Raw genomic sequence first — 17,312 nt, forward strand, 5'->3', positions numbered from 1 at the left:
AGGGGTTGCGCATGCGGGGTTGTGGGATCTCTCTTTCACAGTCTGCCGGCTGTGGGACGAGTCAGAAACCGTTGATGTAGGCGAAGGACATGCGAAAGGTCCGGCGTAGAGGGTAAGACCCCCGTAGCTGAAACATCAACGGCTCGTTTGAGAGACACCCAAGTAGCACGGGGCCCGAGAAATCCCGTGTGAATCTGGCGGGACCACCCGCTAAGCCTAAATATTCCCTGGTGACCGATAGCGGATAGTACCGTGAGGGAATGGTGAAAAGTACCGCGGGAGCGGAGTGAAATAGTACCTGAAACCGTGTGCCTACAAGCCGTGGGAGCGTCGCTGTATGTGCTTGCACATGCAGTCGTGACTGCGTGCCTTTTGAAGAATGAGCCTGCGAGTTAGCGGTGTGTAGCGAGGTTAACCCGTGTGGGGAAGCCGTAGCGAAAGCGAGTCCGAACAGGGCGTTTGAGTTGCACGCTCTAGACCCGAAGCGGAGTGATCTAGCCATGGGCAGGTTGAAGCGGAGGTAAGACTTCGTGGAGGACCGAACCCACCAGGGTTGAAAACCTGGGGGATGACCTGTGGTTAGGGGTGAAAGGCCAATCAAACTCCGTGATAGCTGGTTCTCCCCGAAATGCATTTAGGTGCAGCGTCGTGTGTTTCTTGCCGGAGGTAGAGCACTGGATAGGCGATGGGCCCTACCGGGTTACTGACCTTAGCCAAACTCCGAATGCCGGTAAGTGAGAGCACGGCAGTGAGACTGTGGGGGATAAGCTCCATGGTCGAGAGGGAAACAGCCCAGAGCATCGACTAAGGCCCCTAAGCGTACGCTAAGTGGGAAAGGATGTGGAGTCGCAGAGACAACCAGGAGGTTGGCTTAGAAGCAGCCACCCTTGAAAGAGTGCGTAATAGCTCACTGGTCAAGTGATTCCGCGCCGACAATGTAGCGGGGCTCAAGCGTACCGCCGAAGTCGTGTCATTCATACACATAGGGCCAACGCCCGTATGGATGGGTAGGGGAGCGTCGTGTGCCGGGTGAAGCAGCCGCGGAAGCGAGTTGTGGACGGTTCACGAGTGAGAATGCAGGCATGAGTAGCGATACACACGTGAGAAACGTGTGCGCCGATTGACTAAGGGTTCCTGGGTCAAGCTGATCTGCCCAGGGTAAGTCGGGACCTAAGGCGAGGCCGACAGGCGTAGTCGATGGACAACCGGTTGATATTCCGGTACCCGCTTTGAAACGCCCAGTACTGAATCAGGCGATGCTAAGTCCGTGAAGCCGGCCCGATCTCTTCGGAGTTGAGGGTAGTGGTGGAGCCGATGAACCAGACTTGTAGTAGGTAAGCGATGGGGTGACGCAGGAAGGTAGTCCAGCCCGGGCGGTGGTTGTCCCGGGGTAAGGGTGTAGCCCGTGTGGTAGGTAAATCCGTCACACATTTAAGGGTGAGACCTGATGCCGAGCCGATTGTGGTGAAGTGGATGATCCTATGCTGTCGAGAAAAGCCTCTAGCGAGTTTCATGGCGGCCCGTACCCTAAACCGACTCAGGTGGTCAGGTAGAGAATACCGAGGCGTTCGGGTGAACTATGGTTAAGGAACTCGGCAAAATGCCCCCGTAACTTCGGGAGAAGGGGGGCCATCACTGGTGATAGCACTTGCTGCTTGAGCTGGGGGTGGCCGCAGAGACCAGCGAGAAGCGACTGTTTACTAAAAACACAGGTCCGTGCGAAGCCGTAAGGCGATGTATACGGACTGACGCCTGCCCGGTGCTGGAACGTTAAGGGGACCGGTTAGCTGCTCTTCGGGGTGGCGAAGCTGAGAACTTAAGCGCCAGTAAACGGCGGTGGTAACTATAACCATCCTAAGGTAGCGAAATTCCTTGTCGGGTAAGTTCCGACCTGCACGAATGGCGTAACGACTTCTCGACTGTCTCAACCATAGGCCCGGTGAAATTGCACTACGAGTAAAGATGCTCGTTTCGCGCAGCAGGACGGAAAGACCCCGGGACCTTTACTATAGTTTGATATTGGTGTTCGGTTCGGCTTGTGTAGGATAGGTGGGAGACTTTGAAGCGGCCACGCCAGTGGTTGTGGAGTCGTCGTTGAAATACCACTCTGGTCGTGCTGGATGTCTAACCTGGGTCCGTGATCCGGATCAGGGACAGTGTCTGATGGGTAGTTTAACTGGGGCGGTTGCCTCCTAAAGAGTAACGGAGGCGCCCAAAGGTTCCCTCAGCCTGGTTGGCAATCAGGTGTTGAGTGTAAGTGCACAAGGGAGCTTGACTGTGAGACCGACGGGTCGAGCAGGGACGAAAGTCGGGACTAGTGATCCGGCAGTGGCTTGTGGAAGCGCTGTCGCTCAACGGATAAAAGGTACCCCGGGGATAACAGGCTGATCTTCCCCAAGAGTCCATATCGACGGGATGGTTTGGCACCTCGATGTCGGCTCGTCGCATCCTGGGGCTGGAGTCGGTCCCAAGGGTTGGGCTGTTCGCCCATTAAAGCGGTACGCGAGCTGGGTTTAGAACGTCGTGAGACAGTTCGGTCCCTATCCGCTGCGCGCGCAGGAATATTGAGAAGGGCTGTCCCTAGTACGAGAGGACCGGGACGGACGAACCTCTGGTGTGCCAGTTGTCCTGCCAAGGGCATGGCTGGTTGGCTACGTTCGGAAAGGATAACCGCTGAAAGCATCTAAGCGGGAAGCCTGCTTCGAGATGAGTATTCCCACCCTCTTGAAGGGTTAAGGCTCCCAGTAGACGACTGGGTTGATAGGCCAGATGTGGAAGCCCGGTAACGGGTGGAGCTGACTGGTACTAATAGGCCGAGGGCTTGTCCTCAGTTGCTCGCGTCCACTGTGTTAGTTCTGAAATAACGAACGGCCGTGTTTCATCCGGTGTTGGTTAATTTCATAGTGTTTCGGTGGTCATTGCGTTAGGGAAACGCCCGGTTACATTCCGAACCCGGAAGCTAAGCCTTTCAGCGCCGATGGTACTGCAGGGGGGACCCTGTGGGAGAGTAGGACGCCGCCGAACAATTTTTCCGGGAAAGCCCCGCACCTATGGTGCGGGGCTTTTCTGCGTTCCGGGCACGACCGACAACGAGGAGAATCAGCTGGAGCAGCGCTGATTCTCCTCGGATCTCTCAGAGGCGGCCCGCGGCCTTCAGGGCCAAATACGTATCGGCGAGCGCGGGAGCGAGGTTGTCCGGAGTGGCGTCCACGACGACAACGCCGTGGCGCCGCAGTCGGTCGGCCGTGCGGCGACGGTCGGCCTGCGCCTGACCGGCAGCTGCCGCGTCGTACACCGAGTCGACGCTTCCCCGGGCGTGGGCCATTTCCTCGATCCGAGGGTCGGATACCGCGGCCAGGAGCACTGTGTGGCGCTGGGTGAGCTGAGGCAGCACGGGGAGGAGACCCTCCTCGATGGGGGCGGCCTCCAACGTCGTGAGGAGAACGATCAGCGAGCCGCGGGGGGCGTCGGTGAGGGCGGCATTGCTGAGGCCGCGGGCGTTCGTCTCGATGAGCTCGGGTTCCAGCGTGGCCAAGGTACTGATGACGGTGGCCAGAACATTTCCCGTGGCCGTCCGGCCTTGGACCCGAGCTCGGACCTGGCGGTCATAGGCGAGGAGGCTCACCCGGTCGCCCGCCCGGGTGGCGAGTGAGGTGAGGAGGAGGATGGCGTCCATCGAGGCGTCGAGACGGGGGACGTCGCCCACCCGGCCCGCGGACGTGCGCCCGGTATCCAGGACGACAAGGATGTGCCGGTCGCGCTCGGGCCGCCACGTCCGGACCGCTACGGCTGACTGACGTGCCGTGGCCCGCCAGTCGATGGAGCGGGTGTCGTCCCCGGGCACATAGGCTCGCAGGCTGTCGAACTCCGTGCCTTCACCGCGTGTCAGCACGCTGGTACGGCCGTCGAGTTCCCGGAGCCGGGCCAGCCGGGAAGGCAGATGCTTGCGACTGGTGAACGGAGGCAGCACCCGTACGGTCCACTGGGCCCGGTGCTGCCCTTGGCGTGAGGCAAGGCCGAGCGGGCCGTACGAACGGATCGTGATGCGTTCCGCCCGCCGTTCGCCGCGCCGGGTCGGGCGCAGAACGGTGACCAGACGTCGCTGTTCCCCGGCGGGGATCGTCAGCGTGTGACGGGAAGCGCGGAGTTCGGTGCCCGAGGTCCAGCTGCTGGGGGGCCAGGCATCCCGTAGCTGGGCGCGCAGACGCCGGCGTGAGGTGTTGGTCACCGTCAGTTGCACTTCTGCCGCGTCACCAAGTCGAACAGATGTGTCGCCGGATCGAGTGAATCGCAGCGTGCGTACTGGCGCGGCCAGGGCATAGTCACACAGAATTGCCAGAGAGAGCGGGGCGTTGACCGCGAGCATCCCGGTCCAGCTGGGGGCGAGGATGCCTACGGGGAGTGACCCCAGGGCGGCCAGCAGCGCGGTACGTCCGGTGAGGGCCATGGTCACCGCCTCATCGGGGTACGGGGACATGGGCGAGCACTGAGGCGATGACGGAGTCCGGGGTGACTCCTTCCATTTCCGCCTCGGGCCGCAGGTGGATGCGATGACGGAGCGTGGGGAGCGCTAGGGCCTTCACATCGTCCGGGATGACATAGTCCCGGCCGGTCAGCCAGGCCCAGGCGCGGGCGGTCGACAGCAGTGCGGTGGTGCCTCGGGGTGAGACACCGAGGGCGAGCGAGGGGGATTCGCGCGTGGCACGGCAGATATCCACAACGTAGCCGGCGATCTCGGGGGAGACGGTCGTCTTCGCGACGGCTTCGCGAGCCGCTTCCAGATCGGCCGGTCCGGCGACGGGCCGTATCCCGGCGGCCTTCAGGTCGCGTGGGTTGAAGCCGTCGGCGTGCCGGGCGAGTACATCGATCTCGTCCTGCCGCGACGGGAGCGGAACCGTCAGTTTGAGCAGAAAACGGTCCAGTTGGGCTTCGGGGAGGGGGTAGGTGCCTTCGTACTCGACGGGGTTCTGGGTCGCAGCGACGAGGAAGGGGTCAGGCAGTGGTCGCGGAGTCCCGTCGACGGTGACCTGCCGTTCCTCCATCGCCTCAAGGAGGGAGGACTGGGTCTTGGGAGGGGTGCGGTTGATCTCGTCGGCGATCAGCAGGTTGGTGAAGACGGGGCCGGGCTGGAAGGAGAACTCGGCGGTGCGCGCGTCATAGACCAGTGAGCCCGTGACGTCACTGGGCATCAGATCGGGGGTGAACTGGACTCGCTTCGTGTCGAGTTCGAGCGACGCAGCGAGTGCGCGGACCAGCAGGGTTTTGGCCACGCCGGGCACGCCCTCGAGGAGCACGTGACCCCGGCAGAGCAGCGCGACGACCAGCCCGGTGACGGCGGGGTCCTGGCCGACGACGGCTTTGGCGATCTCGGAGCGCAGCGCCTCCAAGGAAGCGCGGGCGCTGTCGGACGGCTCCGCTTCCGAGGGCACCACGGGAGCCGCGGTGGGCGCCGTGGGCACGGCCGGCTCGGGGGTCGGGGCGCTCATGAAGTGCGTACCTCTCGTTCGAGGGCGTCGAGTTGATCGGCGAGGAGGACCAGGGCGGCGTCGGTGGTGGGAGCCGTGCCGAAGAGCAGAGTGCTGAGGCCGTGGTCCGGGGCGGTGATCCGTGCGGACATGGCGGTGAGGAGGACGTCGGGGGTGTGCGCATCGCGGGCGGGCACTCCGGCGAGGGGCGCTATGCGTGTGCGGGCGGCGGCTCGGAGGGCGTCGGCGGCCCGGTCGCGGGCGTTGGCCTTGCGGTAGAGGAGGGAGCGGCCTTCGGCGGATTCGGATGCGCGGATGGCTACGGGCAGCTGTTCTGTCACCAGGGGGCCGAGTCGACGGGCCCGCCAGACTGCGGCGAGGACTGCGGCGAGGGCGAGTTGAAGCGTTCCCCACAGCCAGCCGGAGGGGATGAGGTCGAGGAAGCTGCTCTCGTCGGCCGCGTCGTCCCTCGCTCCGCCCTCCGACTGTTCTTCGTTGCCGTCACCGGAGGCGTTTTCATCGACTGTTGCCGATGGATCTGTGAGAGAGGGGAGGTACCAGACGAGATGGGGGCGGGAGCCGAGGAGTTGCAGGGCGAGCGAGGCGTTGCCCTGTTCGTCGAGACGCTCGTTGTGGAGGAAGCGGGGAGAGCCGAGGACGACGGTGTCGCCGTTCGTCCCGGTCGGGAGGACGACCAGGCTGGGGAGGCCGGCGGTCGGGTAGCAGGTGACAGCGGCCGGGTCCTGCGTCGTGTAGCGGGTGCCGCCCAGGTCCGCTGTGCCGGCCCTGCGGGCGGCGGGGAGCTCGCACGACGGGGTGAGAGCACTGACGGCGTGGTGCGGCTCGGCGAGGACGCCGGGAGCGAGCCGGGCGGTGGCTCCGGGACCCGGGGCGATCAGCAGGGTGCGTCCTGCGGAGGCGGAGACCACCTCGTCCAGGCTGAGCTGTTGCGACCGTGTCAGGAGGTTCGGGCCGGTGACCAGGAGGGTGGTTTCGGGTCCGGTCGCGGCGGTGGCTTCGTCGAGGGTGGTGGCGACGGTGACGGATATGCCGCGTGCCTTGAGGAGTTCGGCCACGGCGCGGCTGCCCTTGGGGTCCGCGGAGCGGGGGTCGAGCTGTCCGTAGTTCGTTCCGGAGCGTACGGCGGCGAACGTGATGCCGGCGACGACGAGGATGAGGACGACGGCCAGGATGCCTCGGGCGCGTGTCCAGATCTGGCCGCGTGTGGGCGCCGTCGAGGTGGGGGAAGCGGTGGTTGCCGTGGTCATCCGGTGGCTCCTCGGGAGGTTCCGGACAGCAGCGGCTTTGCCTTGTCGAGTTCGAGGTCGAGGGTGCGCAAGGACAGATATGCCGGCTGGTCCGCGGTGCGGCCGCCGTATGTCACGTCGTCGAAGCTCCGGGCGGCGGCGCGCAGCCGGGCGGTGTGCTCGGGCAGGGTACGGCCCGCTTCGGCCGCGGCTTCGTCCGCGGTGCGGCCGGGGCGGGGGTCGAGCAGGGCCCGCTCCTCCAGGGACCGGACGATGGCGCGCATGCGTTCCTGGACGGCTTCGGTCCAGCGCAGAGCCGCAGCGTGGGTTTCGGCCGCCGCGCGGTGCTGGGCCGCGCTGCGGGGGCCGTCGTTGTCGAAGAGGGCGTCCGCACTCCGGGAGGAGCGTTGCGGGGTGCCGAGCCGCCGCCAGAGGGCGGCGGCAAGGCCGATGGCGATGACGACCAGGACGACGAGTCCGGCCGGGCCGCCGGGGGCGGCTCCCGCGGCGGCGTCGAAGACTCCGGCGACCCAGTCCCAGAACTGGTTCAGGGCGCGCTGGAGGAAGTTCGGGTCGTTCTCGTGGTACATCGGCTTGGACAGCTCGCTTTCGGCCGCCTCCCGCGCGGGGAGGCGTGGAGTGTCCACGGGTATGTCGCCCGCTGCGGTGTCCCGCCGTGCTGTGGTGATGCCCCCCGCCCCCGACACCGCATCAGCTCCTGGGGGTGTCGGCGTCGTAGCCGGGCAGGCCCGCGGCCCGGGCGAGGTCGAGGTCCAGGGCTTCGCGGCGGATGCGCTGGTCCACGTAGAGGAGGGCCATGACGCCGGCGACGAAGGGGTAGATCAGTGTCGAGACGATCACTTCGCCGATGCCGGTGACGACCAGGAAGGGCCAGCCGAAGGAGGGGGCGGTGCTGCCGAAGAAGTCGCTGACGTCGGTTCCGTCGGCGATCACCGCGATGATGCCGAACGGAATGGAGACGAGGAACGTCAGCAGGAAGGTCAGCAGCCAGGTCAGGGCGAGGATCCCGAAGGTGCGCCACCAGGCGCCGCGGACCAGCTTCGCCGACCTGCGCAGCGCGGCCACGACGCTCTGCCGTTCCAGCATCAGTGCGGGGGCGGCGAGGGCGAAGCTGACGTTCAGCCAGAGCATCACGACGCAGGCGGCGGCGAAGCCGAGGAAGGCGAGGGCCGCTCCGGCCTCGGAGCCCAGCAGCAGGCCGGGGCCGATGCCCACGGTCATGATCGCGGCCATGATCAAGGCCACCAGTACGGTCAGCCCGAGCAGCGGGAGGACCCGCGGACGGGCCTCGGCCCAGGCGTCGGAGAGGGTGGTGGGACGGCCCAGCACGGAGCGGCTGATGACCACGGTGACGATCGACGCGGTGAAGAGCGTGGCGATCATCGTGACGAGGGAGGCCGGGGCCAGGGAGATGAGTGTCGAGCGGGCCGAATCGGCGGTCTGGCGGAGGGCCTCGGCGCCGGTGGCGTTCGGGTCGACGGAGGTCGGGTTCGGCAGCAGATAGCGCTTCATGAGGATGATGCCGATCTGGGTGACCACCGAGACCGCGAGGCTGAAGCCGAGTGCGGTACGCCAGTGGGCGCGCAGGGCGGACACGGAACCGTCGAGGATTTCGCCGAGGCTCAGGGGGCGCAGCGGGATGACGCCGGGCTTCGCGGCCGGCGGCGGTCCTGCCCAGCCCTGTCGCTGCGGGCCGCCGCCCCAGCCGGGTGCGGGCGGCCGTGCTCCGGGTCCGCTGCCGGGGTTGCTCGGTGGGGACCACTGCCCGGGGGGCGGCTGCTCGGGGGACCACTGTCCCGTCGGGCCGCTTCCGTCCTGGGGATCGGAGGGGCGGGGGATCGCCGTCTCCTTGCCGTCGGAGGGGGCAGATCCGGGCGACGCCCAGCCCGGAGAGTCGTTCATTCTCGCTCCTTCACCGTCCTGACCGCTCATCGGGGCGGCAGGTTGGCAGCCATCGTGCCACGCGGCGGCCTGGGGCGGACCAGCCGCTCTCTCCTTCGTAATCTCCTGCGCGCGTTCATGTGCGGGCGGCTTACCGGGCAGACTGGGCAGATGGCTGATCAGGACGCGCAACCGCCGGTGGGCTTCGAGCCTCCCGGTCTTTCCGTACTCCGCTGGGACGAACCTCCGGAAGGTCCCGTGCTGGTGCTTCTCGACCAGACGCGACTGCCCGCCGAGGAAGTCGAGCTGGTGTGCACCGATGTGCCCGCGCTGGTGCAGGCGATACGGACGCTGGCGGTACGAGGGGCTCCGCTGCTCGGGATCGCCGGAGGCTACGGGGTGGCGCTCGCGGCGGCACGGGGCTACAACGTGGCGGAGGCGGTCGGCTTGCTGGAGGGGGCGCGGCCCACCGCGGTGAACCTCGGCTACGGGGTGCGGCGGGTGGCGGCGGCCCACCAGGAGGCCGCCGGGAAGGGGCAGGGGGACGCGGCGTCCGCCGCGGCTGCGCTGGCCGAGGCGCGGGCCCTGCACCGGGAGGACGCCCGGGCCAGCAGGCGTATGGCGGAGTACGGTGAGGTGCTGTTGGAGGAGCTGCTGCCCGGCCGTGGGTATCAGCTGCTGACCCACTGCAACACCGGGGCGCTGGTCTCCGGGGGCGAGGGGACGGCGTTCGCCGTGGCGTTGCGGGTGCACCGGAAGGGGCGGCTGCGACGGTTGTGGGTGGACGAGACGCGACCGCTGCTCCAGGGGGCCCGGCTGACCGCGTACGAGGCGGCGCGCAACGGTCTGGCGTACAGCCTGCTCACGGACAATGCGGCGGGCTCCCTGTTCGCGGCCGGGGAGGTCGATGCGGTGCTCATAGGGGCGGACCGCATCGCCGCTGACGGCTCGGTGGCCAACAAGGTGGGGAGCTATCCGCTGGCCGTACTCGCGAAGTACCACCATGTGCCCTTCATCGTGGTGGCGCCGACGACGACCGTGGATCTGGAGACCCCGGACGGCACATCGATCATCGTCGAGCAGCGTTCCGGGAGGGAAGTGACAGAGCTCACATCGCCGCAGGGTGTATCGGTCGGTGGCGGAGGCGGGATGGTCGTCGCACCCCTCGGGGCCCCGGTGTACAACCCGGCCTTCGACGTCACGCCGTCGGAACTGATCACGGCGATCGTCACCGAGGAGGGCGCAATTTCCCCGGTCACGGGGGTCGGACTGGCAGAGCTGTGTGCCAGGTCATCGCAGGTAACGATTGGCTAATGGGATGATGTCGATTATGAAGGGACGCGTCCTTGTCGTCGACGACGACACCGCACTGGCCGAGATGCTCGGGATTGTGCTGCGTGGAGAAGGTTTCGAGCCGTCGTTCGTAGCGGACGGCGACAAGGCACTGGCCGCATTTCGTGAGGCCAAGCCGGACCTGGTGCTGCTCGACCTCATGCTGCCCGGAAGGGACGGCATCGAGGTGTGCAGGCTGATCAGGGCCGAGTCCGGTGTGCCGATCGTCATGCTCACTGCCAAGAGTGACACCGTCGATGTCGTGGTCGGCCTGGAATCAGGGGCCGACGACTACATCGTCAAGCCGTTCAAACCTAAGGAGTTGGTTGCCCGGATCAGGGCACGTCTGCGGCGGTCCGAAGAGCCCGCGCCGGAGCAGTTGACCATCGGTGACCTGGTCATCGATGTGGCCGGCCACTCCGTGAAGCGGGAGGGGCAGTCCATCGCCCTGACTCCGCTGGAGTTCGACCTGCTGGTCGCGCTCGCCCGCAAGCCGTGGCAGGTCTTCACCCGTGAGGTCCTGCTGGAGCAGGTGTGGGGTTACCGCCACGCGGCCGACACCCGCCTGGTGAATGTGCATGTCCAGCGTCTGCGTTCCAAGGTCGAGAAGGACCCGGAACGGCCGGAGATCGTCGTGACGGTCCGAGGCGTCGGCTACAAGGCCGGACCGAGCTGAGATGGCCGGAGGCAGCGCTGCTCCGGGTCCCGGTGAGCCGGGAGTCCGTACGGAGCGGGCTGCCGGCCCGGGACGGAAGGCACCACGTATGAGCCGTTTCCTGCAGGGCGGCCGGCTGTTCGAGGACCGGACGCCCGGCGGGCCCGTACCGCGGTTGCTGATGCGGTGGGTACGCCGACCTTTGCTGCCCGCAGTCCGGTTGTGGCGGCGCAACCTGCAGCTCCGCGTCGTCGCGGGCACTCTGCTGATGTCGATCGGGGTCGTGCTGCTGCTCGGCTTCGTCGTCATCGGGCAGGTCCGCAACGGCCTGCTCGACGCCAAGGGCAAGGCCGCCCAGACCCAGGCCGCCGGTGGTTTCGCCGCGGCCCAGGAAAAGGCCAACGCCCCCCTCGCCCCCGATGGGCAGGGGAGCGAGCGCACCGACGGCATGACCGGCAGCACCTCATGGCGCACCGAGCTCGTCGACCAGCTCGCCAGCGGCGGCAAGAACGCCTTCAACGTGGTGGCGCTCAGCGTGGACTCGGTGACCGAGGGTGCGAGCAGCCGTGCAGCGCGCGGTTCGGGCAGCGTCGAAGCGTCCAGTGTCCCCGAGCGCCTGCGTCGCGACGTGGCCCAGGGGCAGGGCGCCTTCCAGACGTACTCCCTGATCCGGTACTCGTACGGCAAGGAGTCGCAGCCGGGGCTCGTCGTCGGCAAACGGCTCCACGACATCGATCAGCACCCCTACGAGCTCTACTACCTCTTCCCGCTCACGCAGGAGGAGAAGTCCCTGACGCTCGTCAAGACGACCCTGGCGACCGCCGGGCTGTTCGTCGTCGTGCTGCTCGGGGCCATCGCCTGGTTCGTGGTGCGGCAGGTCGTCACACCGGTGCGGATGGCCGCCGGCATTGCCGAACGGCTCTCCGCCGGCAAGCTCCAGGAACGGATGAAGGTCACCGGCGAGGACGACATCGCCCGGCTCGGCGAGGCCTTCAACAAGATGGCCCAGAACCTCCAGCTGAAGATTCAGCAGCTGGAGGAGCTCTCCCGGATGCAGCGGCGCTTCGTCTCCGACGTCTCGCACGAGCTGCGGACTCCCCTGACGACCGTCAGGATGGCCGCCGACGTCATCCACGAGGCGCGTGCCGATTTCGACCCCGTCACCGCGCGCTCCGCCGAGCTGCTGGGCGACCAGCTCGACCGGTTCGAGTCGCTGCTCGCCGATCTGCTGGAGATCAGCCGCTTCGACGCGGGTGCCGCGGCCCTGGAGGCCGAGCCGATAGACCTGCGGGCCGTGGTGCACCGGGTGATCGGCGGCGCCGAGCCGCTCGCCGAGCGCAAGGGCAGCCGGATCCTGGTCATCGGCGACGATCAGCCGGTGATAGCCGAGGCCGACGCCCGCCGGGTCGAACGCGTCCTGCGCAACCTCGTGGTCAACGCCGTCGAGCACGGTGAGGGCCGGGACGTCGTGGTGCGGATGGGCGTGGCACAGGGCGCGGTCGCCGTGGCCGTCCGGGACTATGGGGTCGGGCTCAAACCCGGCGAGGCGACCCGGGTCTTCAACCGCTTCTGGCGTGCCGACCCGGCGCGGGCCCGGACGACCGGCGGGACGGGTCTTGGCCTGTCGATCGCCGTGGAGGACGCCCGGCTGCACGGCGGCTGGCTCCAGGCCTGGGGCGAGCCGGGCGGCGGCTCCCAGTTCAGGCTGACCCTGCCGCGTACGGCGGAGGAGCCCCTGCGGGGGTCACCGATACCGTTGGAGCCCGAGGACTCGCGGCGCAACCGGGGGAACCGGGAGCGTGCGGAGGCCGGTGCGGGCGCGACGGACGACCATCGGCTGATGTCCGTGCCGACCCAGCCAGGGGCGGGCGAGCGTTCGCCGCTGCCCGTGCCCGGTCGCGGTCCCGCCGTCCGCAACACCGCTCCCTCATCCGTGCATCCCGCCGCGCTGCCCGGCAACGGAGCACGTGTCGTGGCACGTCCGGCCCAGGAGCGCCCCGGTGGGCGCGTGGGCAGGGATGTACAGAATCCCGACCTGGAGGACACCACTCGTGGGTACTGAGCGCCGTCCGGGCGGCCGCGGACGGGCGGTGCGGATGTCCGCGCTGCTGGGCTGCGGCGCCTTCGTGCTGGCCGGGTGCGGCTCGATGCCGGTGACCGGGGACGTCAAGGCGGTCGGCGCCTCGCAGCCCGGGGACTCCCAGGTGCAGGTGTACGCGGTGGCGCCCCGGGAAGGCGCGCCGCCCAGTGAGATCGTCGACGGCTTCCTGGAGTCGATGACCAGCGACGATCCCGCGTTCGCGACCACTCGGAAGTATCTGAGCGCGGCCGCCCGGAGCACCTGGCAGCCGAGCGGTGGCATCACGGTGCTCGCGCAGGCTCCCAACCGCAGCGGTCCCCTGCTCCACGACGAGGCCGACCGGGCCACCCGGGACAGGGAGACGACCTACACGCTGACCGGTGAGAAGGTGGCGGCGGTCGATTCCCAGAGCTCCTACCGGCCGCTCGCGCCCACCGGCTATTCCCAGACCCTGCACCTGGAGTTGGAGGAGGCGGACGGGAAGCAGGAGTGGCGCATCGACGTCGTGCCGGACGGTCTGGTCCTCGGGCAGTCCGACTTCAAGCGGCTCTACCGCTCCGTGAACAAGTACTACTTCGCCACCGGGCGGACGAACGGCCGGTTGACGCTCGTCGCGGACCCCGTCTACGTACGCAACCGTACGGATCCGGTCACGCGCATGGACACCGCGGCTCAGACCGTCAGGACGCTGCTCGCCGGGCCGACGAACTGGCTGCGGCCCGTGGTCGACTCCCGGTTCCCGACGGGGACCACGCTGGGCAAGGACGTCATCGCGCTGGCGCCGGACGATCAGAACGTCCTGAAGGTGCGGCTCAACGGGAAGGCCGACAAGGCGGGGCGGAGCGCCTGCCGGATGATGGCCGCTCAGGTGCTGTTCACGCTGCAGGACCTGACCTCGGCACGGGTCGAGCGGGTGGAGCTGGAGGGTGGCAAGGGGCAGCTCTGCGCGCTGGACTCCGGTGACGCGCGGGAGTTCTCCGCCGACCACGGTTCCGACGGGGACGACAGCCAGTACTTCATCAACGAGAAGGGCCAGGTGGAGCGGATTCCCGGCGCCACCGACGGCACCGGAACGCCCGAGCCCGTGACCGGCCCGCTCGGTGCGGGCGCCGTCCCGATGGGTGCCGTCGGGGTGGCCCGGGACGAACAGCGGGCAGCCGCGGTCTCCGCCGACGGGCAGCACCTCTACGTGTCCTCCCTGGAGACGGAGGGCGAACTGGCCGAACCCCTCGTCAGCAGTGAGGGGAAGAAGGCCGCCGACCGGCTGTCGTCGCCGAGCTGGGACGGCCGCGGCGACCTGTGGGTCGCCGACCGCGATTCGGCCGGTTCCAGGCTGCTGCGGCTGGCCGGGGGAGCGGGCGAGCCGCAGGAGGTCCGGGTGCCGGGCCTCGACGGCGCCAGGATCGAGGAACTGCGGATGTCCGCGGACGGGGTGCGGATCGCTCTGCTGCTGACGAAGGACGGCCATACGACGCTGAAGATCGGCCGGGTCGAGCGCCGGGGGTCCTCCGTGGCGCCCGAGATTTCGGTCGAGGACCTGCGCCAGTCCGCACCGCAGCTCGCGGACGTGACAGCCATTTCCTGGTCGGGACGCAGCCGTCTGGTGGTGGTCGGCAAGGAGGAGGGCGGTGTCCAGCAGGTGCGCTACGTGCAGGCGGACGGCTCCACGTCGGCCTCCGGGGCGCTGCCCGGGGTGAATCAGGTCCAGTCGGTCGCAGCGGCGGACGACGAGCTGCTTCCGCTGATGGCGGAGACCGTCGACGACGGCATAGTGAAGCTCTCGCCGGGTGACAACTGGCAGACGGTTCTCAAGCAGGGCACGTCGTTGGTCTACCCCGGCTGATCCGGGGGCCGGCCGGGCTCCGCCGGGCGCCCAGGGTTTTCCACAGGGGTGGTCCGTTCTCCGCGGGCCCGGCACAGTGACGCCATGCGGAACGCGTGGCACGAGCTGTCCGGTCTGCTCCTGCCGGTGGCCTGCGCCGGCTGCGGCAGGCCGCGTACCGAGCTGTGCGCGGCCTGCGGGGCCGCGTTGCACGGTGCGCCGGCCCGCCGGGTCCGGCCCTCACCCCGGCCGCCGGGGCTTCCGGCGGTGTATGCGGCCGCGCCGTACGAGAACGCCGTACGCGCGGTTCTGCTGGCCCACAAGGAGCGCGGGGCACTAGGGCTGGCAGGGGCGCTCGGACGGGCCCTGGCGGGTTGTGTACGGGCCGGGACGGGGTGGCCGGGTGGTGCGGGCCCCCTGCTGCTGGTTCCCGTGCCCTCCTCGCGCTCCTCGACCGCGGCACGCGGCCACGACCCGGTGCGCAGGATCGCCGCCACGGCCGCGCGGGACCTGCGGCGCCTGGGCCTGTCGGCCCAGGTGTTTCCGCTGCTGCGGCAGCGGCGCGCGGTCGCCGACCAGTCGGGGCTCGGGGCGCGGCAGCGGCGGGCGAATCTGGCCGGCGCGCTGGAGCTCACGGCAGCGGGAGAGCGGCTGGTCCGGCACGGACTCCTCCAGCACGGCAGGGTGATCCTGGTCGACGATCTGTTGACGACAGGATCGACGCTGGCGGAGGCGGCACGAGCTGTCGGGGAGGTGCGCGGCACCGTTCGGGAGCCCTCTGCGCACGGAGGGTGCCGGGCGGCGGTCGTCGCGGCCTCTCCCTCCGCCTTCGAAATAAACCGGAACTGACCGAGAACCTGCATCGTTGCAGGTAATGAGAGGGCAATACCCCCTGAACGGAGGTACGTGTCAGTAGCGGGTGCCGAGACCCTGGTGTGCAGGCTATGTTCGGTTGTGAGGAACGGTGAATGCCGGACCTCGATGAATGCACCATCAGGTTTCGGGCAGGTAACTCACCGGTAGGAGAAGCACGCAAAGTCGGTGGGGTTGCGACCCTTCCGGCGGGGGAGGAGGAGGCGAAAGCCACCGAGTCCGAGGCCCTGGTGATCTCCGGGGCCTGGTGCAAAGGGAGACGCTCCGCCGCTGAGCGGGGCGATCCGGGAACGGAGTTCTGCGTGGACATCGTCGTCAAGGGCCGCAAGACCGAGGTGCCCGAGCGGTTCCGCAAGCACGTGGCCGAGAAGCTGAAGCTGGACAAGATCCAGAAGTTCGACGGCAAGGTGATCAGCCTCGACGTCGAGGTGTCCAAGGAGCCGAATCCCCGTCAGGCCGACCGTTCCGACCGGGTGGAGATCACGCTCCGCTCCCGGGGACCGGTCATCCGGGCGGAAGCGGCGGCGGGCGACCCCTACGCAGCGCTCGACCTGGCCACCGGAAAGCTGGAGGCCCGGCTGCGCAAGCAGCACGACAAGCGTTACAGCCGCCGTGGCAACGGCCGCCTGTCGGCTGCCGAGGTCGGGGACGTGGTCCCCGGCGTCGCTTCGTTCGACGAGGACGGTGAGCTGGTCGGCGACCAGCCGTCGGCGCCCGTCCCCACCACGAAGATCGGCTCGCTCGAAGTACAGGGCGAAGGGCCGCTCGTGATGCGCGAGAAGACCCACACCGCCGCACCCATGTCGCTCGACCAGGCGCTCTACGAGATGGAACTGGTCGGCCACGACTTCTACTTGTTCGTCGACTCCGAGACGAAGGAGCCCAGCGTCGTCTACCGGCGACACGCCTACGACTACGGCGTCATCCACCTGAGGACCGACCCGCTCGCCGCGGACGAAGCAGGCGGCGCGGGCGGTGCGCTCGGCGGCTGAGGCCGGATCGTCGGGTCCCCCGGGGCGCTTTCGCGCCACCGGGGGCACCTGTGCACGGGCGCAGGAACACCATGCCGGGGCCCGGGCATGGAATCATGGCGGCCCGAGCCAATCGGTGTTCTGTGAGGTGCCGTTGGCGAACGACCGACACATCAGGCCGTGGCCTTCAGGGGGAGGAACGATGGCGGACACCTTCGGGCCCGTGCGCGAGGCGAACGACTCCGACGACGACACCGGTGCGTATACCGGCACGGACGCGGACGCCGCTTCACGCAAGGAACCCATCAGGGTCCTCGTGGTCGATGACCACGCGCTCTTCCGCAGGGGTCTGGAGATCGTCCTCGCGCAGGAGGAGGACATCCAGGTCGTCGGCGAGGCCGGGGACGGCTCCGAGGCGGTCGACAAGGCTGCCGACCTGCTGCCCGACATCGTTCTGATGGATGTCCGGATGCCCAAGCGCGGCGGCATCGAGGCCTGCACCGCCATCAAGGAGGTGGCTCCCAGCGCGAAGATCATCATGCTGACGATCAGCGACGAGGAGGCCGACCTCTACGAGGCGATCAAGGCTGGCGCGACCGGATATCTCCTCAAGGAGATTTCCACCGACGAGGTCGCCACGGCCATTCGCGCGGTTGCCGACGGGCAGTCCCAGATCAGCCCCTCCATGGCCTCCAAGCTGCTCACCGAGTTCAAATCGATGATCCAGCGCACCGACGAGCGGCGGCTCGTTCCGGCGCCCCGGCTCACCGAACGCGAGCTCGAAGTGCTGAAACTCGTGGCGACCGGCATGAACAACCGGGATATCGCCAAGGAGTTGTTCATCTCCGAGAACACGGTGAAGAACCACGTCCGCAATATTCTGGAGAAACTGCAGCTGCACTCCCGGATGGAAGCCGTGGTCTACGCCATGCGCGAGAAGATCCTGGAGATCAGGTAGCGGACGG

General features: G+C 67.9%; 12 protein-coding genes and 2 rRNA genes. 9 read left to right on the forward strand and 5 right to left on the reverse strand.

What is annotated here, in order from left to right; translation table 11 throughout:
- Both B9S58_RS18655 and rrf read left to right on the forward strand, forming a co-directional pair.
- Positions 1–2,829, forward strand: a 23S ribosomal RNA gene (locus tag B9S58_RS18655); the annotation flags it as partial.
- 78 nt (positions 2,830–2,907) lie between these two features.
- Positions 2,908–3,024, forward strand: a 5S ribosomal RNA gene (rrf, locus tag B9S58_RS18660).
- A 109-nt stretch (positions 3,025–3,133) separates the two neighbouring features.
- Here rrf and B9S58_RS18665 read toward each other — a convergent pair.
- From B9S58_RS18665 to B9S58_RS18685, 5 genes are read right to left on the reverse strand one after another with little or no spacing between them, the layout of a single operon-like run.
- Positions 3,134–4,447, reverse strand: a complete 1,314-nt coding sequence (locus tag B9S58_RS18665) for a DUF58 domain-containing protein (RefSeq protein ID WP_103533286.1) — start codon at positions 4,445–4,447, stop codon at positions 3,134–3,136.
- A 10-nt stretch (positions 4,448–4,457) separates the two neighbouring features.
- Complete coding sequence (locus B9S58_RS18670) at positions 4,458–5,486, reverse strand: MoxR family ATPase (RefSeq protein WP_181009366.1); 1,029 nt, start codon at positions 5,484–5,486, stop codon at positions 4,458–4,460.
- A complete protein-coding gene (locus B9S58_RS18675) occupies positions 5,483–6,733 on the reverse strand; it encodes a DUF4350 domain-containing protein (RefSeq protein WP_103533263.1) in 1,251 nt (416 codons plus the stop codon). The genes B9S58_RS18670 and B9S58_RS18675 overlap by 4 nt, the downstream gene beginning before the upstream one ends.
- A complete protein-coding gene (locus B9S58_RS18680; RefSeq protein WP_103533264.1) occupies positions 6,730–7,419 on the reverse strand; it encodes a DUF4129 domain-containing protein in 690 nt (229 codons plus the stop codon). The genes B9S58_RS18675 and B9S58_RS18680 overlap by 4 nt, the downstream gene beginning before the upstream one ends.
- A gap of 4 nt (positions 7,420–7,423) precedes the next feature.
- Positions 7,424–8,635, reverse strand: a complete 1,212-nt coding sequence (locus tag B9S58_RS18685) for a glycerophosphoryl diester phosphodiesterase membrane domain-containing protein (RefSeq protein ID WP_103533265.1) — start codon at positions 8,633–8,635, stop codon at positions 7,424–7,426.
- Positions 8,636–8,785: 150 nt separating this feature from the next.
- On the opposite strand from B9S58_RS18685, the gene mtnA reads away from it, so the two are divergent.
- The 7 genes from mtnA (at position 8,786) to B9S58_RS18720 (ending at position 17,305) form a co-directional block, all read left to right on the forward strand.
- The gene (gene mtnA / locus B9S58_RS18690) at positions 8,786–9,928 is read left to right on the forward strand and encodes an S-methyl-5-thioribose-1-phosphate isomerase (RefSeq protein ID WP_103533266.1); all 1,143 of its coding nucleotides are present in this window, start codon (positions 8,786–8,788) and stop codon (positions 9,926–9,928) included.
- A 4-nt stretch (positions 9,929–9,932) separates the two neighbouring features.
- Positions 9,933–10,622 carry a two-component system response regulator MtrA gene (gene mtrA, locus B9S58_RS18695; protein WP_007448372.1) on the forward strand — a complete coding sequence of 230 codons (690 nt, stop codon included), beginning with the start codon at positions 9,933–9,935 and terminating at the stop codon, positions 10,620–10,622.
- Position 10,623: 1 nt separating this feature from the next.
- Complete coding sequence (gene mtrB / locus B9S58_RS18700; RefSeq protein ID WP_103533267.1) at positions 10,624–12,663, forward strand: MtrAB system histidine kinase MtrB; 2,040 nt, start codon at positions 10,624–10,626, stop codon at positions 12,661–12,663.
- A gap of 34 nt (positions 12,664–12,697) precedes the next feature.
- Entirely contained in the window at positions 12,698–14,524 is a 1,827-nt protein-coding gene (locus tag B9S58_RS18705) for an LpqB family beta-propeller domain-containing protein (protein WP_103533268.1), read from the forward strand.
- Between the two features lie 84 nt (positions 14,525–14,608).
- The gene (locus B9S58_RS18710; protein WP_103533269.1) at positions 14,609–15,352 is read left to right on the forward strand and encodes a ComF family protein; all 744 of its coding nucleotides are present in this window, start codon (positions 14,609–14,611) and stop codon (positions 15,350–15,352) included.
- Positions 15,353–15,678: 326 nt separating this feature from the next.
- On the forward strand, positions 15,679–16,368 hold the full coding sequence (hpf, locus tag B9S58_RS18715; RefSeq protein ID WP_103533270.1) for a ribosome hibernation-promoting factor, HPF/YfiA family: 690 nt from the start codon (positions 15,679–15,681) through the stop codon (positions 16,366–16,368).
- Between the two features lie 181 nt (positions 16,369–16,549).
- Positions 16,550–17,305: a response regulator transcription factor gene (locus tag B9S58_RS18720; protein ID WP_103533271.1), complete on the forward strand. Its 756-nt coding sequence runs from the start codon at positions 16,550–16,552 to the stop codon at positions 17,303–17,305.
- The last annotated feature ends 7 nt before the right edge of the window (positions 17,306–17,312 follow it).

Source organism: Streptomyces sp. SM11 (genome assembly GCF_002910905.1).
GTDB lineage: Bacteria > Actinomycetota > Actinomycetes > Streptomycetales > Streptomycetaceae > Streptomyces.

Bases quoted from the DNA above. Each gene is read 5' to 3' on its own strand.
- B9S58_RS18665 (WP_103533286.1), bottom strand. From the start codon at position 4,447: ATGGCCCTCACCGGACGTACCGCGCTGCTGGCCGCCCTGGGGTCACTC.
- B9S58_RS18670 (WP_181009366.1), bottom strand. From the start codon at position 5,486: ATGAGCGCCCCGACCCCCGAGCCGGCCGTGCCCACGGCGCCCACCGCG.
- B9S58_RS18675 (WP_103533263.1), bottom strand. From the start codon at position 6,733: ATGACCACGGCAACCACCGCTTCCCCCACCTCGACGGCGCCCACACGC.
- B9S58_RS18685 (WP_103533265.1), bottom strand. From the start codon at position 8,635: ATGAACGACTCTCCGGGCTGGGCGTCGCCCGGATCTGCCCCCTCCGAC.
- mtnA (WP_103533266.1), top strand. From the start codon at position 8,786: ATGGCTGATCAGGACGCGCAACCGCCGGTGGGCTTCGAGCCTCCCGGT.
- mtrA (WP_007448372.1), top strand. From the start codon at position 9,933: ATGATGTCGATTATGAAGGGACGCGTCCTTGTCGTCGACGACGACACC.
- mtrB (WP_103533267.1), top strand. From the start codon at position 10,624: ATGGCCGGAGGCAGCGCTGCTCCGGGTCCCGGTGAGCCGGGAGTCCGT.
- B9S58_RS18705 (WP_103533268.1), top strand. From the start codon at position 12,698: ATGTCCGCGCTGCTGGGCTGCGGCGCCTTCGTGCTGGCCGGGTGCGGC.
- B9S58_RS18710 (WP_103533269.1), top strand. From the start codon at position 14,609: ATGCGGAACGCGTGGCACGAGCTGTCCGGTCTGCTCCTGCCGGTGGCC.
- B9S58_RS18720 (WP_103533271.1), top strand. From the start codon at position 16,550: ATGGCGGACACCTTCGGGCCCGTGCGCGAGGCGAACGACTCCGACGAC.